Source organism: Burkholderia sp. AU44665, from assembly GCF_030504405.1.
GTDB classification, from domain to species: Bacteria; Pseudomonadota; Gammaproteobacteria; order Burkholderiales; family Burkholderiaceae; genus Burkholderia; species Burkholderia semiarida.
Genome location: NZ_JAUJRI010000006.1, coordinates 161,301 through 185,538 on the forward strand (window position 1 = coordinate 161,301; position 24,238 = coordinate 185,538).

Genomic DNA, 24,238 nt, shown 5'->3' on the forward strand with positions numbered 1-24,238 from the left:
GTTGATGAAAACCCTTCGTTCAGTACTGCTCGCCGCGATGTTCGCGGGCGGCCTTGCCTGCGCACCGGCGGCGTTCGCGAAACCGCCGGCGCCGCCCGCCGCGGTGCCGACGGTGGCGGTCGGTCCGCAGTACGACACGACGCACGTGTGCGTCGCCCCCGAAGACTTCGACCGCTTCACCGACAGCTTCGTCGCGACGTTCGGCGGCGAGAAGTCGAAGCAGGGCGTGTTCCAGGTCACGCCGACGCCGAGCCAGACGATGTCGCAGCTCGTGCTGACGCCGGTCGGCACGATCTCGGTGTTCGGCTTCAAGACGCCGATCCCGTATCCGTTCTGCGCGGAGCGCACCGGCTATCTCGTCACCGACATGGACGCGGCCGTGAAGTCGGCGCGCGAGCATGGCGCCGACGTGATCGTCGACACGTTCCCCGACCCGATCGGCCGCGACGCGATCATCACGTGGGCAGGCGGCGTGAACATGCAGCTGTACTGGCACACGCAGGCGCCGCACTACGATGCGTTGCAGACCATTCCCGAGAATCGCGTCTACGTGTCGCCGCAAAGCGTGCGCAAGTTCGTGCACGATTTCGTCAAGTTCTCGAAAGGCAAGGTGGTGTCCGACAACCTGAAGGCGCCGGGTATCGAAATCGGCCGGCCGGACGATACGTACCGCCGCATTCGCATCGAGTCGGGCTTCGGCAAGATGACCGTGCTGGTGACGGACGGCCATCTGCCGTACCCGTTCGGGCGCGAGATGACCGGCTACGAAGTGCCCGATCTCGCCGCGACGCTGAAGCAGGCCGAAGCCGCGGGCGTGACGGTGCTCGTGCCGCCGTTCAAGTCGGACGGGCGCGACGCGGCGCTCGTGCAGTTCCCGGGCGGCTACGTCGCCGAGATTCACGCGAGCGCGGCGCGATGAAGCACGAGGACACGATCCTTGCCGCGGTGGCCGGCTTCGTCGACACGCTGAGCTTCGTCGCGCTGTTCGGGCTGTTCACCGCGCACGTGACCGGCAACTTCGTGCTGATCGGCGCGGGCATCGCGGGCTTCGGCCAGGGCGTCGTGCTGAAGCTCAGCGTGTTTCCGGCGTTCGTGTGCGGCGTGATCGCGGCGAGCCTGATCGCGCGGTCGATGGCCGCGCGGCCCGCGTGGCAGGGCATGCGCGTGCTGCACACGGTGCAGGCCGTGCTGCTGCTCGGCTTCTGCGCGGCCGGCGTGTGGGCGACGCCCGTCACGCAGCCCGACAGCCTGGCGGCGCTGGTGGCCGGCATCGTCGGCACGTTCGCGATGGGCGTGCAGAACGCGCATCCGCGCGTGATCGCGCGTGCGGGCGGCGTGCCGAACACGGTGATGACCGGCAACGTCACGCAGGCGATCCTCGACGTCGTCGACATGCTGTCCGCCCGCACGGCCGACGGTGCGCGGGCAACGGCGCGCGCGCGCTTCGCGAAGATGCTGCCGGCGATCGTCGCGTTCGCGCTGGGTGCGGCGGGCGGTGCGCTCGGGTTCCGCTACGTCGGGTTTCTGGCGTTGCTCGCGCCCGTGGTTGCGCTGGCCGCGCTTGCGCTGTGTGCGTCGCGGGCGGCCGGTACGACCACCCCGGAGCGCGCATGATCGAGCGGAGGCGAACGAGGTCCTGCAGCCGACGCGTCGAGCGGGCCGCGCGGTTGTCGATCGTAGCCGGGCTGCTGTTCGCGGGCGCCGATGCGGTCGCGGAAACGGCAGCCGCGTCGACCTCGACTACGTCGTCGGCGTCGACCTGCACCGTCAAACGCCCGACCGTCCTGTTCAACCGCTGGCAGGAAGACTGGTCGGTGCTCGCGAATCCGTGCGTGCCGCGCAAGCCGCTCGACGGGTTGAAGTACCTCCCGCTCGGCAACGATCCGCGATCCTATCTGTCGCTCGGCGTGAACCTGCGCGAGCGGCTCGAGACCAACGACGCGCCGCTGTTCGGCATCGGCTCCGCGCAATCGGATACGTACGTGATCCAGCGCGTCGAAGTGCATGCCGATGCGCATCTCGGCCCGCACTGGCAGTTCTTCGTGCAATTGCAGGACGCACGCGCGTTCGGCAAGAACACGGCGTCGCCCGTCGACAGGAATCCGCTCGATCTCGAACAGGCATTCGCGGCCTACACGGGCGCGCTCGGCGGCGGCACGGTCAAGTTTCGCGTCGGCCGGCAGGAGATGGCGTTCGACCTGCAGCGCTTCATCGCCGCGCGCGACGGCCCGAACGTGCGGCTCGCGTTCGATGCGGTGTGGGCCGACTACGAATACGGGAAGTGGCGCTTCATCGGCTATGCGACGCAGCCGGTGCAGAACCGCAACGCGTCCGATTTCGACGACGTGTCGAATCGCGATCTCACGTTCAGCGGCGTGCGCTTCGAGCGGCAATCGGTCGGGCCGGGCGACCTGTCCGGCTACTGGTCGCGCTACAACCGCCGCAATGCGCGGTTCCTCGATGCGAGCGGCCCCGAGCATCGCGACGTGTGGGACGTTCGCTACGCGGGCACGCGCGGCCGCTTCGATTGGGATCTCGAAACGATGCTGCAGACCGGCACGGTCGGCAATGCCACGATCGGCGCGTGGGCCGTCGGATCGATCGCCGGCTACAGGCTCGACGCGCCGTGGTCGCCGCGCATCGCGCTGCAGGTCGATGCGGCATCGGGCGACCGGCATCCGCGCGACGGCCGCGTCGGCACGTTCAATCCGCTGTTTCCGAACGGCTATTACTTCACGCTGGCCGGCTATACAAGTTACGCGAACCTGATCCACGTGAAGCCGTCCGTGACGCTGAAACCGGCGGCGAACCTGTCGCTGCTCGGCGCGCTGGGCTTCCAGTGGCGCGAGACGACCGGCGACGCCGTCTATCAGCAGCCGAACATCCCCGTGCCGGGCACGGCAGGCAAGGGCGGCCTGTGGACGGGCATGTACGTGCAGTTGCGCGCGGACTGGACGATCGCCGCGAACCTGATCGGCGCGGTCGAGGCCGTGCACTTCCAGGTCGGCGACGCGATCCGGCAGGCGGGCGGGCACAACGCGGATTACGTCGGTGTCGAGCTGAAGTACGGGTGGTGACGGCCGCGCGCGGCAACCCGCCCGCGGCATGAAAAAGGGCAGCCCCGGGGGGCTGCCCTTCGTTCGTCCGGGGTCCGGCGTGCGACCGGCCCGTTCGCGGTGGACGCGATGCGATTACAGGTTCGGCGACAGCGCGAGCGCGTTCGTCAGGTCGCCCATCGGCTGCGCACCGTTCGCCTTCAGCGCGTCGTCGCGTTGCTGCAGGCCCGCGAGGCGCGGCAGCGAGAAGCGGCGCGTGATGAAGCGCAGGATCGAGCCCGTGTCGTACTGCGTATGATCGACGAAGCCCTTCTTCGCGAACGGCGACACGATCAGCGCCGGAATGCGCGTGCCCGGGCCCCAGCGGTCGGCGTTCGGCGGCGTCGCATGATCCCAGAAGCCGCCGTTTTCGTCGTACGTGACGACCACGACCATGTTCTTCCATTGCGGGCTGGCCTGCAGGTGCGCGATCACGTCGGCGATGTGCTGGTCGCCGGACGTGACGTCCGTGTAGCCCGGATGTTCGTTCAGGTTGCCTTGCGGCTTGTAGAACGTGACCTGCGGCAGCGTGCCCGCATCGATCGCCTTGATGAACTCGGCGCCGTTCGCACCGCCGTCGAGCAGGTGCTGCGCGCGGCTCGCGGTGCCCGGCGCCTGGTTCGCGAAGTAGTTGAACGGCTGGTGGTGCGGCTGGAAGTTCGGCGTCGACAGGTCGGCGCCGTAGATCACGTTCGACGTGCCGTTCTGGCTCGCCTGCAGCGCCTGGCCCCATGCGCCCGCATACCACGCCCACGACACGCCCGCGCTGGTCATCAGGTCGCCGATGTTGGTCGCCGTCTGCGGCGGCATCGTCGACGGATTGGCCGGGTCGGCGAGCAGCGGGTCGCCGCCCGCGGCCGCCTTGTTGCCGCTCGGCTGATATGCCGGCTGCATCGTGTTGATGCCGTAGAAGTCGGGCGTGAGCGCGCCGTCGTTGACGAACTTCGGCGGGCCGCTCAGCGCGGAGGCCGGCGAGTTCGTCGCCACCTTCAGCGATTTGCCGTCGGCATTGAGCACGGCGATCTTGCCGGCCGCCGGGCTCTTGTCGGCGTTCGGATAGTACGGTGCGCACGCGCAGATCAGGTACTGGTGGTTCAGGAACGAGCCGCCGAACGCGCCCATGAAGAAGTTGTCGGCCAGCACGTACTGCTGCGCGATCTTCCACAGCGGCAGCTTCGACGGATCGGCCGTGTAGTGGCCCATCGTCAGGCCGCCCGCGTCGGTCCATGCGGCGTACATGTCGTTCTTGCCGCCGTTGATCTGCATCTGGTCCTGGTAGAAGCGGTGCACGATGTCGCGCGTCGCGATGCTCATCGACTGGTTGAAGCCCTTCGGATCGTCGATCGCGAACGGCGCGTTCGGCAGGTTCGCCGTCATCGCCTCGGTCACCGCCGGCGTGATGCCGGTCGCGGTCAGGCCGCCCCAGATCTTCGGCAGCGTCGTCATCGTCGAGCCGTCGCGATCCTTCTGCACCGAGTTCGCGGCCGTCGCGTTCTGCAGGCCGTTCGCGCCCGGGAAGTTGCCGTACAGGTTGTCGAAGCTGCGGTTTTCCGCGTAGATCACGACGACGTTCTTGACGGCCGACAGACCCTGCTGCGTGACGTCGTCGCCGCCGCAGGCGGTCAGGCTGAGCGCGGCCGCGAGGGCGATCGGTGTGCAGCGAATCCAGGCGTGCTTCTTCATGCGATGTTCTCTCTCATTCGTCGTGGGTCGCGTGTGGGAACCGGGGGCGGGAGGGCCGGCGCGCGAACCTCGCGGTATCGCCCGGCTGCGCGCATTATCTGGAACCGATTTGACAGCAGGGTGTAGGGGCGCTTTCAATTGACTGTCGGTGGAACGTCATTGAACGGTCACGGAACTGACATAAGCTCCGGCCGGTTGCCCACCGCTACCAGAACAACGACGATGCACACCCTTCTGAAATCCTGCGCGTCCGCGCGATCGCTGATCTCCGCCGCGGCGACGCTCGCGGTGGTCGGCGCGCTCGCGGCGTTCGCCGGTTGCGACGCGCGGCCCGGCACGACCGCATCGGCCGCGTCCGTCGTACCGGCGGCTCAGGCGGCTCAGGCGGCCCCGGCCGCCCCGGCGGTCGCGCCGGCCACCCAGCCGCAGACGCGCGCGCAGGTGTTCGAGGGCGTGAAGCAGATGACGGCGCTCGGCAAGCAGTTGTTCTTCGATCCGTCGCTGTCCGGGTCCGGCAAGCTGGCTTGCGCGTCGTGCCACAGCGCCGAGCATGCGTTCGGGCCGCCGAATGCGCTGTCGGTGCAGCTCGGCGGCGACGACATGCACCGCACCGGCTTTCGCGCGGTGCCGTCGCTGAAGTACCTGCGCGGCATCCCGCCGTTCAGCGAGCACTTCCACGATTCGCCGGACGAAGGCGACGAAAGCGTCGACGCGGGTCCGACCGGCGGGCTGACCTGGGATGGCCGCGTCGATACGCGCGATGCGCAGGCGCGCATTCCGCTCACGTCGCCGTTCGAGATGAGCAGCTCGCCCGCGCGCGTGGCGAAGGCGGTGCGCGCCGCGCCGTATGCCGACGCATTCCGCAAGGCGTTCGGCGATCAGGTGCTCGGCGACGATCGCGCGACGTTCGATGCGGTGCTGCGCGCGCTCGACGCATTCCAGCAGCAGCCGGCGCTGTTCGATCCGTACACGAGCAAATACGACGCGTATCTGGCCGGCCACGCGCGGCTCACGCCCGCGGAGTTGCACGGGCTGCAGCTGTTCAACGACGAAAAGAAGGGCAACTGCGCGAGTTGCCACATCAGCCAGCGCACGCTCGAAGGCGGCCCGCCGCAGTTCAGCGATTTCGGGCTGATCGCGATCGCGGTGCCGCGCAACCGCGCGTTGCCCGTCAATCGCGACCCGCGCTTTTACGATCTCGGCGCGTGCGGGCCTGAGCGCACCGACCTGAAAGGGCGTGACGAATTCTGCGGGCTGTTCCGCACGCCGTCGCTGCGCAACGTCGCGCTGCGCAAGACGTTCTTCCACAACGGCGTGTATCACTCGCTCGAGGACGTGATGCGTTTCTACGTCGAACGCGACATCCATCCGGAGAAGTTCTATCCGGTCGTGCACGGCAAGGTGCAGATTTACGACGATTTGCCAAAGCGCTACTGGACGAACATCAACCGCGAGCCGCCGTTCGACCGCAAGCGCGGCGACCAGCCGGCGCTGAATGCGGCGGAGATCAAGGACGTGATCGCGTTCCTCGGCACGCTGACTGACGGATATCAGCAAACGGGCGCACCGGCGAAGCCCTAGAATGCCTTCATCGCAGCACGCATGCTATGCTCGCTCGCTGACGGGCGAGGCGCGTGCCGGAGGGCCGGCCGCCGGAAGGCCGGCCCCCGGTTCGCCGGCATGCACCGCGCCGTTCGATCGAACATCCAAGGAGAAAAACATGTCGATGCGTGCATCCCTTTCCGTCGTCACGCGCGTGCTGGCCGGCGCCGCGTGCGCAGCCGCGATGCTGCCCGCCCATGCGCAGAACAACCTGAACTTCCTGAACGACACGCCGATCAGCTATTTCAGCAAGGCCGACCGCGCGTCGCTCTCGAAGGCGGTCGTGCAGGCGCGCGACGAAGGCAAGGACGGCGAAACCACGACGTGGCAGAGCAGCGGACGCGGCACGCAGATCGACGCGAAGCTCACGCCGAGCACGACCGAGGCGGACGGCAAGACCTGCCGCGAAATCGCGACCGAAATCACGGCGAAGGGCCAGACGATGACGCTCAAGCCCGTCTACTGCAAGACGGCCGCGGGCAAGTGGCAGTTGCAGAAGCGCTGAGCACGCGCGTGACGAAACGGGGCGGCGCGACGCGCACGGTGTCGTGCGGCGTCGTGATCCTCGATGCGGCCGGCCGCGTGTTCCTCGCGCACGCGACCGACACCACGCACTGGGACATCCCGAAGGGGCAGGGCGAGCCGGGCGAGACGCCGGCCGACGCCGCGCTGCGCGAACTGCTGGAGGAAACCGGCATCGAGCTGGACGCCGCGCGACTGCTCGATCTCGGCCGCTTCGCGTACCGGCACGACAAGGATCTGCACCTGTTCGCGGTGCTGGCGGCCGAAGGCGAGATCGACCCCGCGCACTGCACGTGTACGTCGCTGTTTCCGAGCCGCCGCGACGGCTCGATGATTCCGGAGATGGATGCGTACCGCTGGACCGTGCCGGGCGACATCGATGCGTATGCGAGCCGCAGTCTCGCGCGGCTGTTTCGCACGAAGCTGTCGCTGGTGGAGCTGCATCGGCGGTTGTCGGGTGCGTGAACGGACGCTGCCGCGTTTCGCTTCGACTCACATGAAAAAACCGGCCCTGGAGCCGGTTTTTTCATGATCAGGCAACGACGGCTTGCGAATCCGCATGCCGCCGCGCGGAGCAGGCCGTCAAGCCGGCTTGCCCCAGCTGTCGCGCAGCCCGACGATCCGGTTGAACACCGGCTTGCCCGGCTTCGAATCGACACGGTCTGCAACGAAGTAGCCGTGGCGCTCGAACTGCACACGCGTTTCCGGCGCGATGTCGCCGTTGCCCGGCTCGACGTACGCCTGCACGATCTTCTTCGAATCGGGGTTCAGCGCGTCGAGGAAGTTCGCGCCGCCCGCGTCCGGATGCGGCTCCTTGAACAGGCGGTCGTAGATCCGCACTTCGGCCGGCTGCGCGTGCTTCGCGCTGACCCAGTGGATGTTGCCCTTGACCTTGTAGTTGTTCGCGCCTTCGGTGCCCGACTTGCTGTCCGGGAAGTAGTTGCAGTGCACGGCCGTCACGTTGCCGTCGGCGTCCTTGTCGAAGCCTGTGCATTCGATCACGTAGCCGTAGCGCAGGCGTACCTTGTTGCCCGGGAACAGGCGGAAATAGCCCTTCGGCGGGTTCTCGACGAAATCTTCGCGCTCGATCCACAGTTCGCGCGAGATCGGGAACGTGCGCACGCCGCGGTCCGGATGATGCGGATGCACGGGTGCCGTGCAGGCTTCCTCGAGGTCTTCCGGATAGTTGTCGATCACGAGCTTCAGCGGATCGAGCACCGCGACTGTACGCGCGGCCTTGTCGTCGAGGTCGTCGCGCAGCGCGCCTTCGAAGACGCTCATGTCGATCCACGAATCGATCTTCGTCACGCCGATCCGCTCGCAGAACAGGTGAATGCTCTCGGGCGTGAAGCCGCGGCGGCGCACGCCGACGATCGTCGGCATGCGCGGGTCGTCCCAGCCGTCGACGTGGCCTTCGGTGACGAGCTGCAGCAGCTTGCGCTTGCTGGTGATCGCGTACGTGAGGTTCAGCCGCGAGAATTCGATCTGCTGCGGCAGCGGGCGCGTGAACACGCCGGCTTCCGCGAGTTCGTTCAGCACCCAGTCGTACAGCGGGCGGTGATCCTCGAATTCGAGCGTGCACAGCGAATGCGTGATGCCTTCGAGTGCATCCGAGATGCAGTGCGTGTAGTCGTACATCGGATACACGCACCATGCGTCGCCGGTGCGGTAGTGGTGCGCGTAGCGGATCCGGTAGATCACCGGGTCGCGCATGTTCATGTTCGGCGAAGCCATGTCGATCTTCGCGCGCAGCACGTGCTCGCCTTCCTTGAACTCGCCGGCCTTCATCCGGCGGAACAGGTCGAGGTTTTCGTCCGGCGTGCGCTCGCGGAACGGCGACGGCTTGCCGCCTTCGGTCAGCGAGCCGCGGTTCGCGCGCATTTCGTCGGCGCTCTGGCTGTCGACGTACGCCTTGCCGCGCTTGATCAGCAGCTCGGCGAACTCGTACAGCTTGTCGTAGTAGTCGCTCGCGAAATACTGGTGATCGACCGCGTCCTTGCGCCAGTCGAAGCCGAGCCAGCGCACCGCGTCGACGATCGAGTCGACGTATTCGACGCTTTCCTTTTCCGGGTTCGTGTCGTCGAAGCGCAGGTGGCACACGCCGCCGTAGTCGCGCGCGACGCTGAAGTTCAGGCAGATGCTCTTCGCGTGACCGATATGCAGATAGCCGTTCGGCTCGGGCGGGAAGCGCGTCTCGACGCGGCCGCCCCATTTGCCGGTGCGGTTGTCGTCGTCGATGATGTTGCGGATGAAATTGGAAGCCGCGGGGGCGTCGTTGCGTTCGGTGCTCATGCGGTTGGCGTCAGGGTTGTGTCGGCGCGTCGCGCCGGTTTAATCCTGTAATTCTACCTGACCGGGGTCCCTCCCGCGCGGCCCGCCGGTCGGCCGCGGTCCAGTCGCGCTGCGTGTCGCAATATATCGAGTGTGTGTCGGCTGTAACACGACGTAAATCGGATTGCCCGCGCCGTTCGGCTTTTCCTATGATGGCTTTACCGATTCAACGCCGCCGGTCGCAATTTTTTGCGCGGCGGGAGGAAGCCAACAACCATGATGAAGAAGACCACTTTTCTCGTTCGTACCGCGGTGATCGTCGCGGCCCTGTCGCAACTCGGCGCATGCGCGATGACGCATACGCAGCGCAATGCCGGGATCGGCGCGGCCGCGGGCGGCGCGCTCGGCTACCTGATCACGGGCGGCCCGGTCGGCACGGTGGCCGGCGCGGCGGCAGGCGGCCTGGTCGGCGCCGGCGTACGCTGATTCACGCCGGCGGGCGCCCGCGACGCGGGCGCTTGACCGCCGGCCGCGGTCGTGCGCCTGCCTGAACGCGTCACGACCCGCTCGAAGTTCAAGCACATCCCCCGGATTTTGACAGGCACCATCAGGGAGAGGCGGGTGTGCGACACTTCGTCGACGCTACTACATGACTCCATTCGTCGACGAATCCTTCCATGACCGACTCCGTCGTTTTCGTCTTGCCGGGTTACGCCAATTCGGGCCCGCTTCACTGGCAAAGCCGTTGGGAGCGCGCCGATCCGCGTTTCGTGCGGATTGCGATGCCGGACTGGAACCACGCGTTCCGCAATGGCTGGTGTCTCGCGCTCGATCGTGCGGTCGAAGTCGCGCGCGGGCCCGTGCTCATCGCCGCCCATAGTCTCGGCACGCTGACCACCGCATGGTGGGCGACCCGCTACGCGCGGCCGGCCGCGCTCGCGAAAGTGCGCGGCGCATTGCTGGTCGCGCTGCCCGATCCTGCCGGGCCGGCGTTTCCGGCCGACGCGCACGGCTTCGGCCCGGTGCCGCACGAGCGGCTGCCGTTTGCGACTTGCGTCGTCGCGAGCAGCGACGATCCGTACGGGTCGCTTGCGTTCGCACGCGGCTGCGCGCACGCGTGGGGCAGCGCCTTTCACGACATCGGCCCGCGCGGCCACATCAACGCGGACAGCGGGCTCGGGGAATGGCCGGAAGCGCGCGGCTGGCTCGAGGCGCTCGGGACGACGGGCTGACTGCCGGTCGTGGTTCACCGAATCGGACACATTTTTTAACCAAGCGCGAATTTCATGCGATGCGTCGCGGCGCGACGTGCGCCTTGCTGCGCGTACGATTGTCTTGGGCGCGACGCGCAACCGACTGCGTGTTGTGACCAACCCCATGACTTTCTGATCGGCCGGGCCGATAAAGTGACGGCCTGTTCAATTCGATTGGAAGGAGGGGCCATGTCGAGCGGCTCGAGGCGAGGCCGACGCGAAGCAACTGTTCGACTGGGCTCCGATGGGAACCGCGGTGCAGGTATCGTGAAGATCGCATCGGCAACGCGATTCGCGATCCCGTGTCTGGCGATGCTGATCGGTCTGCTCGCCGGTTTCGGCTGGCGCAGCCTCGCCGACTGGACCGACAGCCCCATACGGATCGATCCCGGCACCGACCTGCTCAGCGTGCTGCCCGACGAAGTGATGTCGCTGACCTATACGACCGCTGCGCTCACGCTGACCGCGCAGCGCTCACAGCCCGCGGCGCGGTTCGCGGTGCAGGTGACTTATGCGGATGGGCGTGCCCCCCGGCAATGCGTGGCGTCGGCGGATCTGGCCGCGCACCTCGAGTCCTTTTCGACGATCGTCGCGCAACGGCAGCTCGACCCGGCCGACCTCGCGCGCGGATTTCCGCAGCAGATCGGGCGGCTGGATATCCGTGGTCGCATTGCGTCCGAGCCGCCGCCGGTCGTCTTCCTGGGCGCGGCGGATTCGGACGCGGTCGCCATCGCCGTCGACGGTCTGTGGGCCGGGCACGGTGGCTACGCGGCAGTTGTGCGTTCGCCATCGCGCGCGGCGCTTGCGGCGCTGGCCGGCGGCTGCGATACGCTGGCCCGGCGCTGACCGGACGGCGGGCGCCCCCGTTCCGGCCCGCCGCCGCGCCGCTCAGATCGCCTGCTTCGCCTTCAACGCGGCGATCCGCACATCGTCGTAGCCGAGCATGTCGCGCAGCACGGCTTCCGTCTGCGCGCCGAGCAGCGGCGGGGCCGTGCGCGCGTCCGGCGGCGTCGCGCTCATCCGGATCGGGTTGCGCACGAGCTTCACGTCCGCGCCGCACGGATGCGGCAGCGACACCTGCATCCCGCGCGCGACCACCTGCTCGTTGTCGAACACCTCGTCGAGCTCGTTGATCGGCCCGCACGGCACGCCGGCCGCTTCCAGCGCGCCGATCCAGTCGGCCTTGTCGCGCGCCTTCACCATCTCCGCGAGGATCGGCACCAGCGTGTCGCGATGGCGCACGCGCGACGGATTGGTCGCGAACCGTTCGTCGTCGGCCAGCTCGGGCCGCCCGCCCGCCTCGACGAACTTGCGGAATTGCCCGTCGTTGCCGACCGCGACGATGATCCAGCCGTCGCTCGTCTGGAACGTCTGGTACGGCACGATGTTCGGATGCGCGTTGCCCCAGCGCACCGGCGGCTTGCCGCTCGCGAGGAAGTTGGTGTTCATGTTCGCGAGCAGCGCGACCTGCACGTCGAGCAGCGCCATGTCGATGTACTGGCCTTCGCCCGTGCGGTCGCGGTGCGCGAGCGCGGCGAGCACGGCGATCGTCGAATAGAGGCCGGTCGCGAGATCGGCGATCGCGACGCCGGCCTTCTGCGGGCCGCCGCCCGGCTCGCCGTCGCGCTCGCCGGTGATGCTCATGAAGCCGCCGATCCCCTGCACGATGAAGTCGTAGCCGGCGCGATGCGCGTACGGGCCGGTCTGGCCGAAGCCGGTGACCGAGCAGTAGACGAGATCGGGCTTCACCGCCCGCAGCGAGTCGTAGTCGAGCCCGTATTTCTTCAACTGGCCGACCTTGTAGTTCTCGAGCACGACGTCGCTCTGCGCGGCAAGCTCGCGCACGATCTCCTGGCCTTCCGGCGTCGCGATGTCGACCGTCACCGAGCGCTTGTTGCGGTTCGCCGCGAGGTAGTACGCGGCCTCGGCGGTATCTGCGCCGTCCGCGTCCTTCAGGTACGGCGGCCCCCAGTGGCGCGTGTCGTCGCCGGCGCCCGGGCGCTCGACCTTGATCACGTCCGCGCCGAAATCGGCAAGGGTCTGCGCGCACCACGGGCCCGCGAGCACGCGGGTCAGGTCCAGCACGCGGATATGGCTCAGGGCACCCATCGTCGAATCGTCTCCTTTCATGGCGGGCCTGCGTTGTCGGGCAAGGCCGATTGGCATGCCGAGCATCTTAAGGCGAATCGGCCGCGCGGGTGGCCTGGAGCCCGTTATCAGCGGGAACAGGCTCCGACCGGTCGTCCGGAGGGTCGAGCCGCCTCGCCGGCGCTTTGCCCGGAAGCCGGCCCCGATCCCGTATAATCGATCGTTTCCGAATCCATGCCGCCGCGCGCCCCGCCTGGAGCGCCGGCGTTTGAAGCCGTCTTTGCCAGACTGTCCCCGCACGCCATGAAAGCTGCCGAAATCCGCGAGAAATTCCTCAAATTCTTCGAATCGAAGGGCCACACGATCGTCCGCTCGTCGAGCCTCGTGCCCGGTAACGACCCCACGCTGATGTTCACGAACTCGGGCATGGTCCAGTTCAAGGACGTCTTCCTCGGCACGGACCCGCGCCCGTACTCGCGCGCCACGACGGCACAGCGCAGCGTGCGCGCGGGCGGCAAGCACAACGACCTCGAGAACGTCGGCTACACGGCGCGCCACCACACGTTCTTCGAGATGCTCGGCAACTTCTCGTTCGGCGACTACTTCAAGCAGGACGCGATCAAGTTCGCGTGGGAGCTGCTGACCACGGTCTACCAGTTGCCGAAGGACAAGCTGTGGGTGACCGTCTACCAGGAAGACGACGAAGCCTACGACATCTGGGCGAAGGAAGTCGGCGTGCCGACCGAGCGGATCATCCGGATCGGCGACAACAAGGGTGCGCGCTACGCGTCTGACAACTTCTGGACGATGGGCGACACCGGCCCGTGCGGCCCGTGCACGGAAATCTTCTACGACCACGGCCCGGACGTGTGGGGCGGGCCGCCGGGGTCGCCCGAAGAAGACGGCGACCGCTACATCGAGATCTGGAACCTCGTGTTCATGCAGTTCAACCGCGACGCGCAGGGCAACATGACGCGCCTGCCGAAGCAGTCGGTCGACACCGGCATGGGCCTCGAGCGTCTCGCCGCGGTGCTGCAGCACGTGCACAGCAACTACGAGATCGACCTGTTCCAGAACCTGATCAAGGCCGCCGCGCGCGTGACCGAGGTCGGCGACCTCACGAACAACTCGCTGAAGGTGATCGCCGATCACATCCGCGCGTGCTCGTTCCTGATCGTCGACGGCGTGATTCCCGGCAACGAAGGCCGCGGCTACGTGCTGCGCCGGATCGTGCGCCGCGCGATCCGACACGGCTACAAACTCGGCCGCAAGGGCGCGTTCTTCCACAAGCTGGTGGCCGATCTCGTCGCCGAGATGGGCACCGCGTATCCGGAGCTGAAGGAAGCCGAGCAGCGCGTGACCGACGTGCTGCGTCAGGAAGAAGAGCGCTTCTTCGAGACGATCGAGCACGGCATGTCGATCCTCGAAGCCGCGCTCGCCGACGTCGACGCGAAGGGCGGCAAGGTGCTCGACGGCGAGCTCGCATTCAAGCTGCACGACACCTACGGCTTCCCGCTGGACCTGACGGCCGACGTGTGCCGCGAGCGCGGGATGACGGTCGACGAGCCGGCATTCGACGACGCGATGGCGCGCCAGCGCGAGCAGGCGCGCGCGGCCGGCAAGTTCAAGGCCACGCAGGGCCTCGAATACTCGGGCGCGAAGACCACCTTCCACGGTTACGAGGAAATCGCGTTCGACGACGCGAAGGTCGTCGCGCTGTACGTCGACGGTTCGGCCGTCAACGAAGTGAAGGCCGGCCAGGATGCGGTCGTCGTGCTCGACCACACGCCGTTCTACGCGGAATCGGGCGGCCAGGTCGGCGACCAGGGCGTGCTCGCGAACGCCGCGACGCGCTTCTCGGTGGCCGACACGCTGAAGGTGCAGGCCGACGTGATCGGCCATCATGGCACGCTGGAGCAGGGCACGCTCAAGGTCGGCGACGTGCTGCGCGCGGAAATCGACGCGCATCGCCGCGCGCGCACGCAGCGCAACCACTCGGCCACCCACCTGATGCACAAGGCGCTGCGCGAAGTGCTCGGCGCGCACGTGCAGCAGAAGGGTTCGCTCGTCGACGCGGAAAAGACCCGTTTCGACTTCGCGCACAACGCACCGATGACCGACGACGAAATCCGTCGCGTCGAGCAGATCGTCAACGACGAGATCCTGGCCAACGCGCCGGGCATCGTGCGCGTGATGCCGTACGACGAAGCGGTGAAGGGCGGCGCGATGGCGCTGTTCGGCGAGAAGTACGGCGATGAAGTGCGCGTGCTCGATCTCGGCTTCTCGCGCGAACTGTGCGGCGGCACGCACGTGCACCGCACCGGCGACATCGGCCTGTTCAAGATCGTGATGGAAGGCGGCGTCGCGGCCGGCATCCGCCGCGTCGAGGCGATCACCGGCGACAACGCGGTGCGCTACGTGCAGGAACTCGACGCGCGCGTGAACGAAGCGGCAGCGGCGCTGAAGGCGCAGCCGTCGGAACTCACGCAGCGCATCGCGCAGGTGCAGGAGCAGGTGAAGTCGCTCGAGAAGGAGCTGGGCGCGCTGAAGTCGAAGCTCGCGTCGAGCCAGGGCGACGAGCTCGCGCAGCAGGCCGTCGAAATCGGCGGCGTGTACGTGCTGGCCGCGACGCTCGACGGCGCCGATGCGAAGACCCTGCGCGAAACGGTCGACAAGCTCAAGGACAAGCTGAAGAGCGCGGCGATCGTGCTGGCGGCCGTCGAAGGCGGCAAGGTCAGCCTGATCGCGGGCGTCACGCCGGACGCGAGCAAGAAGGTCAAGGCCGGCGAGCTCGTGAACTTCGTCGCGCAGCAAGTGGGCGGCAAGGGCGGCGGCCGTCCGGACATGGCGCAGGCGGGCGGCACCGAGCCGGCGAACCTGCCGGGCGCGCTGGCCGGCGTGAAGGGCTGGGTCGAAGAACGGCTCTGACCGTTGCACGACCGACGCGATGCGGCCGCAATGACGGCATCGCGTGAATCGAAAAACGACCCGATCGGCAGATGCCGGTCGGGTCGTTTTGTTTGCGCGGCCCATGCGCGTCGCTCGGGGCGGCGCGCGGGCGCACGGGTCACGCCGGCACGGTCGGGCTCGGCTGCGCCACGTCGCCGGGCTGCCGCGCGGCGTCGGTGAGCGCATCGCGCAGCGCGGCGAGCGCCGCCGACGCATGACCGCGCCGCCACCCGAGCAGCGTGTCGATGCCTTCGAGTTCGGGAATCGTGTGCGCGGCGATGTTGCCCGTCTCGGGTTGCAGATCGAGCACCGAACGCGGCGCGACCGCGATGCCCGCGCCGGCCGCGACGCACGCGACGATCGCGTGATACGAGCCGAGCTCGAGCACGCGCGCCGGCTTCACGCCGTGCGCCGCATACCACTGCTCGACGTACTTGCGATACGCGCAGCCGCGCTCGAACGCGATCAGCGTCGGCAGGATCACGTCGCGCGGCGTACGCACCGGCGGATGGCCGCGCGGCGTGAGCAGCACGAGATCCTCACGGAAGATCGGCGCCGTCTCGAACGTGTCGGGCAGCGTGTCCGGCTCGGGCGGGCGCGCGAACAGCGCGGCGTCGATCTCGAAGTCGCGCACGCGGTCGATCAGGCACCCCGTCGTGCCCGTCCCCAGTTCGAGCGACACGTCGGGCCATGCGTGGTGGTAGCGCGCGAGGATGGCCGGCAGCCGGCTCGCGGCCGTGCTTTCCATCGTGCCGAGCCGCAGCCGCCCGCGCGGCGTGTCCTCGCGCACCGCGTCGCGCGCCTCGTCGGCGAGCGCGAGCAGGCGCTCCGCATACGGCAGCAGCGTATGCCCGGCCGGCGTCAGCACGAGCCGGCGGCCGTCGCGCACGAACAGCGCCGCGCCGAGTTCCTCCTCCAGCTGCTTGATGCGTGTCGTGACGTTCGACTGCACGCGATTGAGCTTGGCCGCCGCGCGCGTCACGCCGTTCTCGCGCACGACCGCCCGGAAGATCGCCAGCGCCGACAGGTCCATGATTCTCTCCAAAGGATGAGTCGATTCTCAATTATTCATTTTTCGAGAACGTTTGGTCAAGCTAGGATGGATCCATTCCGATTTCCGATCGGCCGGCGCGCGACGTGCCGGCCCATGCCGCCATGTCCCGCTTCGATGCTTCGACCGCCGCCGCCCGCGCGTTTTCGTCCGACCAGGCCGACCGCCGCGCCCGCGCGGCCGCGCTCGCCTGCATGGTCGGCCTGGCCGTCGTGCTCGGTGTCGGCCGTTTCGCGTTCACGCCGCTGTTGCCGCTGATGCTCGCGGACGGTTCGATCGGGCTGAAGGCTGGCAGCTGGCTCGCGTCGGCGAACTACGCGGGCTACTTTGCCGGCGCGGTCAGTTGCGCGGCGCTGCGCATCGCGCCCGCGCGGATGGTGCGCTTCGGGCTCGCGGCGACCGTGCTGCTGACCGCCGCGATGGGCGTCGGCCACGGGTTGCCGGCGTGGCTCGTCGTGCGCTTCGTCGCGGGCGTCGTCAGCGCGTGGACGTTCGTGTTCATGTCGCAATGGGGGCTGCGGCGCCTGGCCGAACTGCATGCGCCGGAATGGAGCGGGGTGATCTACGCGGGGCCGGGCGTCGGCATCGTGGCGACCGGGCTGATCGGCAGTGCGCTGGCCGGCCCGCGCGCGGCGGTGGGCTGGCTGGGCTTCGCGGCGTTGTCGGCCGTGCTGTCGGTCGCGATCTGGCGCACGTTCGGTGCGGCGCCGGCTTCGACCGCGGCCCCGCGCGCGCAGGCCATGCCGCCGGCCGCCGCGCCACATGCGGCGCCTGGCGCACCCGGCGCCCCGGCGGCGCCGGCCGGCACGCGAAGCGGTCGCGCGGACGCCGCGTGGCTCGTCGTGCTGTACGGCGCGCCGGGCTTCGGCTACATCATCACCGCGACGTTCCTGCCGGTGATCGCGCGCGCCGCGCTGCCGGCCGGCTCGCCGTGGCCCGACCTGTTCTGGCCGATGTTCGGCGCGGCGCTGATCGTCGGCGCGATCACCGCCGCGCGGCTGCCCGGGCACTGGGACAACCGGCTGCTGCTGGCGGCCGGCTGCGCGACGCAGGCGCTCGGCATTGCGGCTGGGATCGTGTGGCCGAACGCGGCCGGTTTCTCGATCGGCAGCGCGCTGCTCGGCCTGCCGTTCACCGCGATCACGCTGTTCGCGATGCGCGAGGCGCGGCGCCTGCACGGCGAGCGCGCGGCCGGACTGATGGGCTACGCGACCGCGTCGTATGGCGTCGGGCAGATACTCGGGCCGCTCGTCGCGGCGCCGCTGGCCGCGCGCTTCGGGTCGTTTACGCCCGCGCTGTGGGTCGCGGCGGCCGCGCTGCTGGCGGGTGCGGCCGGTTTCGCGGCGACCGCCGCACGTGGGCGCCGGTCATCCTGACGCCAGCGGGGCCGGATCGTATCCGGCGCGGGCAAACTCGCTAGAATGAAGCCTTTCCCGCGCCGAGCGGGTGCCCGACGCGGCCTGCAGGCTACCGTCCGGCGCTCGCCATGCCCCATCGATGACCACCGCCGACTACCGTTTTTGCCCGCGCTGCGCGAGCCCGCTGACCGAGCGGGCCGATCCCGACCACGAAGGCGGCCGCATTCGCCAAGCCTGCCCCGACGATACCTGCGGCTACGTGCACTGGAACAACCCGCTGCCGGTCGTCGCCGCGATCGTCGAACTCGACGGCAAGATCCTGCTCGCGCGCAACGCGGCGTGGCCCGAGGGGATGTTCGCGCTGATCACCGGCTTCCTCGAAAACGGCGAGACGCCCGAGGACGGCATCGCGCGCGAGGTGTTCGAGGAAACCGCGCTGAAGGCCGAGCAGGTATCGCTCGTCGGCGTGTACGAATTCATCCGCAAGAACGAGCTGATCATCGCGTACCACGTGCGGGCGTCGGGCACGGTATCGCTGTCGCCTGAACTGCTCGAATACAAGCTCGTCGATCCGCCGCTGCTGCGCCCGTGGCGCGCCGGCACGGGCGTCGCGCTCGCCGACTGGATGCGCGCGCGCGGCCTCGATTTCGAATTCGTCGACCGGCCGGGGCAGTGACGGGCCGGCCTGCCCGCAGCGCGCCGTTCGCCGTGCCGCGTGCGATCGCGACGCGGCGCTGCGTTGCTGGCCGGCGCGCCGCGTGCTTCGGCCGCCGCGTGTCGTTCCAGTCGTCCCCATCGTCCGCATCGTTCCCTTCGCTTCCATCGTCCTGAGCGCCATCGCCATGTCCGACAAGCCGCAGCCCCGTCCGCGCGACGCCTATCGCCACTTCCTGCCGATCACGACCCGCTGGATGGACAACGACGTCTACGGGCACGTGAACAACGTCGTCTACTACAGCTACTTCGACACCGTCGTGAACGAGTACCTGATCCGCGCGGGCGTACTCGACGTCGAGCACGGGCAGACGATCGGCCTGGTCGTCGAGACGCAGTGCAACTATTTCGCGCCGCTCGTGTTCCCGCAATCGGTCGATGCGGGCCTGCGCGTCGTGAAGCTCGGCACGTCGAGCGTGCGCTACGAAGTCGGGCTGTTCGCGCAAGGCGATGCGTCGCCCGCCGCGCAGGGGCATTTCGTGCACGTGTACGTCGATCGCGGCACGCGCCGCCCGGTGCCGCTGCCCGACGCGCTGCGCGCCGCGCTCGAACCGCTCGCCGCCTGACGACGCGCGGTGCACGCGTTCGCGCTCCAGGCCTTCAACGGCCTCAGCTACGGCTTGCTGCTGTTCATGCTGTCGGCCGGCCTCACGTTGATCTTCAGCGTGCAGGGCGTACTCAACTTCGCGCATGCGAGCTTCTACATGCTCGGTGCGTACGTCGGCTACGGCATCGCGGCCCATGCGGGCTTCTGGCCCGCGCTCGTGCTGGCGCCGCTGGCGGTCGGGCTGCTCGGCGCCGGCTGCGAGCGCGTGCTGCTGCGCCGCGTGCAGGCGCGCGGCCATACGAGCGAACTGCTGCTGACCTTCGGGCTCGCGTACCTGATCGGCGAGGGCGCGAAACTCGCGTGGGGCCTCGCGCCGCTGCCGGCGCCCGTGCCGCCGCTGTTCGACGGCGCGCCCGCGAGCGTGTTCGGCCTCGCGCTGCCGCGTTACCGGCTGTTCATGATGGCGATGTCCGCGACGATGCTGATCGCGCTCGGCGTGTTGCTGCGCGCGTCGCGCCTCGGGCTCGTCGTGCGCGCGGCGCTCACGCATCGTGCCGCGGTCGAGGCGCTCGGCTACGACGTGCCGCGCGTGATGACGGCGCTGTTCGGCGCGGGCACCGCGCTCGCGGCGCTGGCCGGCGTGATCGGCGCGCCGCTCGCGGTGATCGAACCGGCGCTGGCCGAGACCGTCGGGTCGGTCGTGTTCGCGATCGTCGTGATCGGCGGGCTCGGCTCGCTCGGCGGCGCGTTCGTCGCGTCGCTCGCGGTCGGCTTCGCGCAGACCTTCGCGGCCGCGAGCGACACGTCGCTGCGCGACCTCGCGCAATGGACGGGCCTCGCACTGCCCGACAGCGTGGCCGCCGTGTCGATCGCGCAACTGGCGCCGCTCGTGCCGTACCTGCTGCTCGTCGCGGTACTGGTCGCGCGGCCGCGCGGGTTGTTCGGCGAGCGTGCCGATGCGTAGCCGCGCAGTGGCCGGATGCGCGCGCTGGGCGCTGTTCGCCGCCTGCTTCGCGCTGCCCGCGTGGCTGTGGCCGCACGGCGCGGTGCTCGGCTATCTCGCGCAGACGGCCGCGCTCGTCGTGCTCGCGCTGTCGTACAACCTGCAGCTCGGCACGACCGGGCTGCTGTCGTTCGGGCATGCGGCATTCGCGGGCCTCGGCGCGTTCGCGGCCGCGCACTGGTTCAATCGCGTCGGCGGCCCGCTGCCGCTGTTGCCGCTCGTCGGCGGCGTGGCCGGCGCGGGCTTTGGGTGCGTCGCCGGGCTGCTGGCGACGCGCCGTTCCGGCACCGCGTTCGCGATGATCACGCTCGGGCTCGGCGAATGCGTCGCGGCGGCCGCATGGAGCGTGCCCGCGTGGTTCGGCGGGATCGGCGGCGTGCCGATCGACCGTGCGGGCGGCGCGCCGTGGGGCAACGGGTATTTCGGCGCGCCGGCGCACGCGTATGCGGTGATCGCCGCGTGGTGCATCGTGTCGGCGTGGGCGATGCATGCGCTCACGCGCACGCCGCTCGCACGGCTCGCGAACGCGGTGCGCGACAACCCGGCGCGCGTCGCGGCGCTCGGCACCGATCCGCGTCGCGTGCGGCTCGCGATGGTTGTCTGCGCATCGTTCTTCGCGGGTATCGCCGGCACGCTGACGCTGATCGACGTCGAGATCGCGACGCCCGACAGCGTGTCGATGGCGCGCTCGGCGACCGTGCTGATCGCCGCGGTGATCGGCGGCACCGGCGCTTTCTTCGGGCCGGCGGCCGGCGCGGCCGTGCTGACCGCGCTGAGTATCGGCGTCGCCGGCGTGTCGCGCGCGTGGGCGCTGTATCTCGGCCTGCTGTTCGTCGCGATCGTCGTGGCCGCGCCGGGCGGGATCGCGGGCGTTGCACAGGCGCTCGCGCGAGTGCTGCGGCGCGGCGCGCCGGCAGTCGAGCGGTGGCGCGCGCTGTGCGGCGTCGCCGCGTGCGCGCTCTGGAGCGTTGCGATCGTCTGCGCGGCCGAGCTCGGTTATGCATGGCGCTTCGCGCAGGACGACGGCGCGCGCCTCGCGTTCGGCGCATGGCGCATCGACGCCGATACGCCGATCGGCTGGGCCGTCGCGGTTTCGGCTGCCGGCATCGGCACGCTGCTGTGGAGCTGGCGCGCGCGGCTCGTGCACGGCGCGGCGGTCGCCACGCGGGAGGATGCGCGATGAACGGCAACGCGATCGCGCTTCACGGCGTCGTGCAGCGCTTCGGCGCGCAGACCGTGCTCGACGGTGTCGATCTGAGCATCGCGGCCGGCGAGCGCCACGCGCTGATCGGGCCGAACGGCGCGGGCAAGTCGACGCTGTTCGGCGTGATCGCCGGCGCGACACGGCCGACGCGCGGGCGCGTCGTGCTGCACGGTGTCGAGCTGCGCGGGCGCGGGCCGGTCGTCGCGAGCCGCCTCGGCATCGGCCGCAGTTTCCAGCAGACGAGCGTATTCGCGCGCCTGAGCGTATTCGACAACCTGCGCTGCGCGGCGCTGCATGCGCCGGCCGAGCGGCGGCGCTGGTGGGACCGGCTGCGCGAATCGGGGTCGGTCGATCTCGCGGCCGCGCGCGTGCTGCACGACATCGGCCTCGACGCGCGGCGCGACACGCCGGCCGGCGAACTGAGCTATGCGGAGCAGCGCGCGCTCGATCTCGGAATCGCGCTCGCGAGCGGCGCGCGGACGCTGCTGCTCGACGAGCCGACGGCCGGCATGAGCCGCGCGCAGGCGGCGCGGATGATCGCGCTGATCCGTGCGACGACGCAGGGCCGCACGGTGCTGATGATCGAACACGACATGGACGCGGTGTTCGGTTTCGCCGAGCGCATCACGGTGCTCGTGCGCGGCGCGGTCGTCGCGACCGGCGCGCCCGACGCGATCCGCGCCGATGCGCGCGTGCGTGCCGCGTACCTGGGCGAGGGCGCGACATGAGCGCCGTGCTCGACATTCGCGGGCTGCGCGCGTGGTACGGGATGCAGCCCGTGCTCGACGGCGTCGATCTCGCGCTGGCGCCGGGCGAGACGCTCGCGCTGCTCGGCCGCAACGGCTCGGGTCGCTCGACGCTCGCGAAGTCCGTGATGGGGCTCGTGCGTACGGCCGGCTCGGTGCGCGTCGCCGGTGCCGAATGCGCGGGGGCGCGCACCTTCGAGATCGCGCGGCGCGGCGTGGCTTACGTTGCCGAAAGCCGCGACGTGTTTCCATTGCTGAGCGTGCGCGACAACCTGCGGCTCGGTTTGCGCGGCGCGAGCGGCGCAGCCGAACGCACGGCGCTCGACCGCCTGTTCGAGCGTTTTCCGCTGCTGGCCGCGCGCGCGGACGTGAAAGCCGGGCGGCTGTCGGGCGGCGAGCAGCAGGTGCTCGCGCTGGTGCGCGCGCTTGCCGGCCGCCCGCGCGTGCTGATCGTCGACGAACCGGCCGAAGGGCTCGCGCCGCTCGCGGTCGACGAGATCGGCGCGTGCCTCGCCGCGCTGCAGGCCAACGGCGTCGCGATCGTGCTGATCGAGCAGCGGCTGCAGCTCGCACCGCGGCTCGCGCGGCGCGTCGCGGTGATGGGGCGGGGACGGATCGTCTACGACGGCGCGCTCGACGGGCTGGACGGCGAGGTCGCCCACGCATGGCTGAGCGCGGGCTGACGGCGCCCGGTCGATTGTTCGGCAAACTCCGCCAGTCAATTCGCGTCGAGCCGCTTTATCGCTGCGGTGCGGCAACGTAAATTGCCAGTCAGGCCGGTCGCCATCGCAACGCATCGATGCATCGATGCATCGATGCATCGACGCATCGTCGCGGCGACCGGCGCCATCCATCGAAGGTCTTCTGACTGAGGAATGAAATCATGAGCAAGCTGGCAGGCAAGGTCGCGATCGTCACGGGCGCATCGAAGGGCATCGGCGCGGCCATCGCGAAGGCACTGGCCGACGCAGGCGCGGCGGTCGTCGTCAACTACGCGAGCAGCAAGGCGGGCGCGGATGCGGTCGTGAGCGCGATCACCGAAGCGGGCGGCCGCGCGGTCGCGGTCGGCGGCGACGTGTCGAAGGCCGCCGACGTGCAACGCATCGTCGATACCGCGATCGACACGTATGGCCGTCTCGACGTGGTCGTCAACAATTCCGGCGTGTACGAATTCGCGCCGATCGAAGCGATCACCGAAGAACACTATCGCCGGCAGTTCGACACGAACGTGTTCGGCGTACTGCTGACGACGCAGGCGGCCGCCAAGCATCTCGGCGAAGGCGCGAGCATCATCAACATCAGCTCGGTCGTGACCAGCATCACGCCGCCGGCCAGCGCCGTATACAGCGGCACGAAGGGCGCGGTCGACGCGATCACCGGCGTGCTCGCGCTCGAGCTCGCGCCGCGCAAGATCCGCGTGAACGCGATCAACCCGGGGATGGTCGTGACCGAGGGCACGCACAGCGCGGGCATCATCGGCTCCGAGCTTGAAACGCAAGTGCTCGGCCAGACGCCGCTCGGCCGCCTCGGCGAGCCGAACGACATCGCGTCGGTCGCCGTGTTCCTCGCGTCGGACGATGCACGCTGGCTGACCGGCGAGCGCCTCGTCGCGAGCGGCGGGCTGCGCTGACGCGCCAGGTCGGCGCGCGCCGCTATGCGCTCATCGCCAGCGCGGTCGCGCCGACGTGCCACCGCAAGCATTCGACGACGAGCGCGTGATTGTCTTCGGAGCCGAGCCCCGCGATCGTCATCGCGCCGACGATGCCGGCGCCGGCGAGCCGCAACGGCACGCCGCCGCCGTCGAGCGCGTAATCGTCGTCCGACAGGCCTTGCGAGCGCAGCGACCAGCCGGCACGCCGAAAGCACGCGCCGACCGCGAGCGAACTCTGGCCGAAACGCAGCACCGTGTTCTGCCGGCGGCGGATCGCATCGCCGTCGCGCGCGTCGCTGCCATCGAGCGCGCAATAGAACAGCGGCGCGTGCCCGCCGACGATGCCGACCGCAATCGGCAGCCCGCGTCGCGTCGCGAGGTTGACCGCGATTTCTCCGATGCGGCGCGCGACGGCTGCATTGAAGTGCGGCAGCGCCGGGTTCGACGCATCGTCGTCGAAGGCGTGGGGTTCGAGGCGAAAGGGGGGCGTCACCATGGCGG

At 69.4% G+C, this 24,238-nt stretch carries 23 protein-coding genes; 18 read left to right on the top strand and 5 right to left on the bottom strand.

Features of this window, described 5'->3' with window-relative positions; all coding sequences use genetic code 11:
• The first annotated feature begins 4 nt into the window (after positions 1 to 4).
• The 3 genes from QZM15_RS15375 to QZM15_RS15385 are packed head-to-tail and all read left to right on the top strand — an operon-like array spanning position 5 to position 3,077.
• Positions 5 to 919, top strand: a complete 915-nt coding sequence (locus QZM15_RS15375; protein ID WP_302106684.1) for a glyoxalase — start codon at positions 5 to 7, stop codon at positions 917 to 919.
• Entirely contained in the window at positions 916 to 1,614 is a 699-nt protein-coding gene (locus QZM15_RS15380; RefSeq protein ID WP_302106685.1) for a YoaK family protein, read from the top strand. Before QZM15_RS15375 ends, QZM15_RS15380 begins: the two co-directional genes overlap by 4 nt.
• On the top strand, positions 1,611 to 3,077 hold the full coding sequence (locus QZM15_RS15385) for an alginate export family protein (RefSeq protein ID WP_302106686.1): 1,467 nt from the start codon (positions 1,611 to 1,613) through the stop codon (positions 3,075 to 3,077). Before QZM15_RS15380 ends, QZM15_RS15385 begins: the two co-directional genes overlap by 4 nt.
• Before the next feature lie 114 nt (positions 3,078 to 3,191).
• Here the strand turns inward: QZM15_RS15385 and QZM15_RS15390 are convergent, their stop codons facing one another.
• Positions 3,192 to 4,778, bottom strand: a complete 1,587-nt coding sequence (locus QZM15_RS15390; RefSeq protein WP_059640603.1) for an acid phosphatase — start codon at positions 4,776 to 4,778, stop codon at positions 3,192 to 3,194.
• Between the two features lie 222 nt (positions 4,779 to 5,000).
• Here QZM15_RS15390 and QZM15_RS15395 point away from each other — a divergent pair, with 222 nt between their 5' ends.
• The 3 genes from QZM15_RS15395 to QZM15_RS15405 all read left to right on the top strand — a co-directional run bounded on the left by QZM15_RS15395 (position 5,001) and on the right by QZM15_RS15405 (position 7,367).
• The gene (locus tag QZM15_RS15395; protein ID WP_302106687.1) at positions 5,001 to 6,359 is read left to right on the top strand and encodes a cytochrome-c peroxidase; all 1,359 of its coding nucleotides are present in this window, start codon (positions 5,001 to 5,003) and stop codon (positions 6,357 to 6,359) included.
• A 139-nt stretch (positions 6,360 to 6,498) separates the two neighbouring features.
• On the top strand, positions 6,499 to 6,885 hold the full coding sequence (locus QZM15_RS15400) for a hypothetical protein (protein ID WP_059575947.1): 387 nt from the start codon (positions 6,499 to 6,501) through the stop codon (positions 6,883 to 6,885).
• 8 nt (positions 6,886 to 6,893) lie between these two features.
• Positions 6,894 to 7,367, top strand: a complete 474-nt coding sequence (locus QZM15_RS15405) for an NUDIX hydrolase (protein WP_302106779.1) — start codon at positions 6,894 to 6,896, stop codon at positions 7,365 to 7,367.
• Between the two features lie 117 nt (positions 7,368 to 7,484).
• Here QZM15_RS15405 and QZM15_RS15410 read toward each other — a convergent pair whose 3' ends face one another.
• A complete protein-coding gene (locus QZM15_RS15410; RefSeq protein WP_059575944.1) occupies positions 7,485 to 9,194 on the bottom strand; it encodes a glutamine--tRNA ligase/YqeY domain fusion protein in 1,710 nt (569 codons plus the stop codon).
• Between the two features lie 255 nt (positions 9,195 to 9,449).
• Between QZM15_RS15410 and QZM15_RS15415 the strand changes: the two genes are divergently transcribed.
• The 3 genes from QZM15_RS15415 (at position 9,450) to QZM15_RS15425 (ending at position 11,272) form a co-directional block, all read left to right on the top strand.
• Complete coding sequence (locus QZM15_RS15415; RefSeq protein WP_006497729.1) at positions 9,450 to 9,659, top strand: ornithine acetyltransferase; 210 nt, start codon at positions 9,450 to 9,452, stop codon at positions 9,657 to 9,659.
• 191 nt (positions 9,660 to 9,850) lie between these two features.
• Positions 9,851 to 10,405 carry an alpha/beta hydrolase gene (locus QZM15_RS15420; RefSeq protein ID WP_302106688.1) on the top strand — a complete coding sequence of 185 codons (555 nt, stop codon included), beginning with the start codon at positions 9,851 to 9,853 and terminating at the stop codon, positions 10,403 to 10,405.
• Between the two features lie 288 nt (positions 10,406 to 10,693).
• Positions 10,694 to 11,272: a hypothetical protein gene (locus QZM15_RS15425; RefSeq protein ID WP_302106689.1), complete on the top strand. Its 579-nt coding sequence runs from the start codon at positions 10,694 to 10,696 to the stop codon at positions 11,270 to 11,272.
• A 42-nt stretch (positions 11,273 to 11,314) separates the two neighbouring features.
• Here QZM15_RS15425 and QZM15_RS15430 read toward each other — a convergent pair whose 3' ends face one another.
• On the bottom strand, positions 11,315 to 12,535 hold the full coding sequence (locus QZM15_RS15430) for a CaiB/BaiF CoA-transferase family protein (protein ID WP_302106690.1): 1,221 nt from the start codon (positions 12,533 to 12,535) through the stop codon (positions 11,315 to 11,317).
• 282 nt (positions 12,536 to 12,817) lie between these two features.
• On the opposite strand from QZM15_RS15430, the gene alaS reads away from it, so the two are divergent.
• The gene (gene alaS / locus QZM15_RS15435; protein WP_059640613.1) at positions 12,818 to 15,442 is read left to right on the top strand and encodes an alanine--tRNA ligase; all 2,625 of its coding nucleotides are present in this window, start codon (positions 12,818 to 12,820) and stop codon (positions 15,440 to 15,442) included.
• Positions 15,443 to 15,581: 139 nt separating this feature from the next.
• On the opposite strand, the gene QZM15_RS15440 is transcribed toward alaS, so the two are convergent.
• Entirely contained in the window at positions 15,582 to 16,496 is a 915-nt protein-coding gene (locus QZM15_RS15440; protein WP_302106691.1) for a LysR family transcriptional regulator, read from the bottom strand.
• Positions 16,497 to 16,618: 122 nt separating this feature from the next.
• Between QZM15_RS15440 and QZM15_RS15445 the strand changes: the two genes are divergently transcribed.
• The 8 genes from QZM15_RS15445 (at position 16,619) to QZM15_RS15480 (ending at position 23,716) form a co-directional block, all read left to right on the top strand.
• Positions 16,619 to 17,890, top strand: coding sequence for a YbfB/YjiJ family MFS transporter (locus QZM15_RS15445; RefSeq protein WP_302106692.1), 1,272 nt, complete (start codon positions 16,619 to 16,621; stop codon positions 17,888 to 17,890).
• Positions 17,891 to 18,011: 121 nt separating this feature from the next.
• Positions 18,012 to 18,548, top strand: coding sequence for an NUDIX domain-containing protein (locus tag QZM15_RS15450; protein WP_059575932.1), 537 nt, complete (start codon positions 18,012 to 18,014; stop codon positions 18,546 to 18,548).
• A gap of 166 nt (positions 18,549 to 18,714) precedes the next feature.
• On the top strand, positions 18,715 to 19,152 hold the full coding sequence (locus QZM15_RS15455) for a thioesterase family protein (RefSeq protein ID WP_027787751.1): 438 nt from the start codon (positions 18,715 to 18,717) through the stop codon (positions 19,150 to 19,152).
• 9 nt (positions 19,153 to 19,161) lie between these two features.
• Positions 19,162 to 20,097 (top strand): branched-chain amino acid ABC transporter permease, encoded by a 936-nt coding sequence (locus QZM15_RS15460; protein WP_059640622.1) that lies wholly within the window; start codon positions 19,162 to 19,164, stop codon positions 20,095 to 20,097.
• Entirely contained in the window at positions 20,090 to 21,319 is a 1,230-nt protein-coding gene (locus tag QZM15_RS15465; protein ID WP_302106693.1) for a branched-chain amino acid ABC transporter permease, read from the top strand. Before QZM15_RS15460 ends, QZM15_RS15465 begins: the two co-directional genes overlap by 8 nt.
• Positions 21,316 to 22,068, top strand: a complete 753-nt coding sequence (locus tag QZM15_RS15470) for an ABC transporter ATP-binding protein (RefSeq protein ID WP_302106694.1) — start codon at positions 21,316 to 21,318, stop codon at positions 22,066 to 22,068. The genes QZM15_RS15465 and QZM15_RS15470 overlap by 4 nt, the downstream gene beginning before the upstream one ends.
• Positions 22,065 to 22,769, top strand: coding sequence for an ABC transporter ATP-binding protein (locus tag QZM15_RS15475; protein WP_302106695.1), 705 nt, complete (start codon positions 22,065 to 22,067; stop codon positions 22,767 to 22,769). Before QZM15_RS15470 ends, QZM15_RS15475 begins: the two co-directional genes overlap by 4 nt.
• A 200-nt stretch (positions 22,770 to 22,969) precedes the next feature.
• A complete protein-coding gene (locus QZM15_RS15480; protein WP_059575924.1) occupies positions 22,970 to 23,716 on the top strand; it encodes a glucose 1-dehydrogenase in 747 nt (248 codons plus the stop codon).
• Between the two features lie 22 nt (positions 23,717 to 23,738).
• Here the strand turns inward: QZM15_RS15480 and QZM15_RS15485 are convergent, their stop codons facing one another.
• Positions 23,739 to 24,233 (bottom strand): heme-degrading domain-containing protein, encoded by a 495-nt coding sequence (locus QZM15_RS15485; protein ID WP_059575896.1) that lies wholly within the window; start codon positions 24,231 to 24,233, stop codon positions 23,739 to 23,741.
• Positions 24,234 to 24,238: the final 5 nt, after the last annotated feature.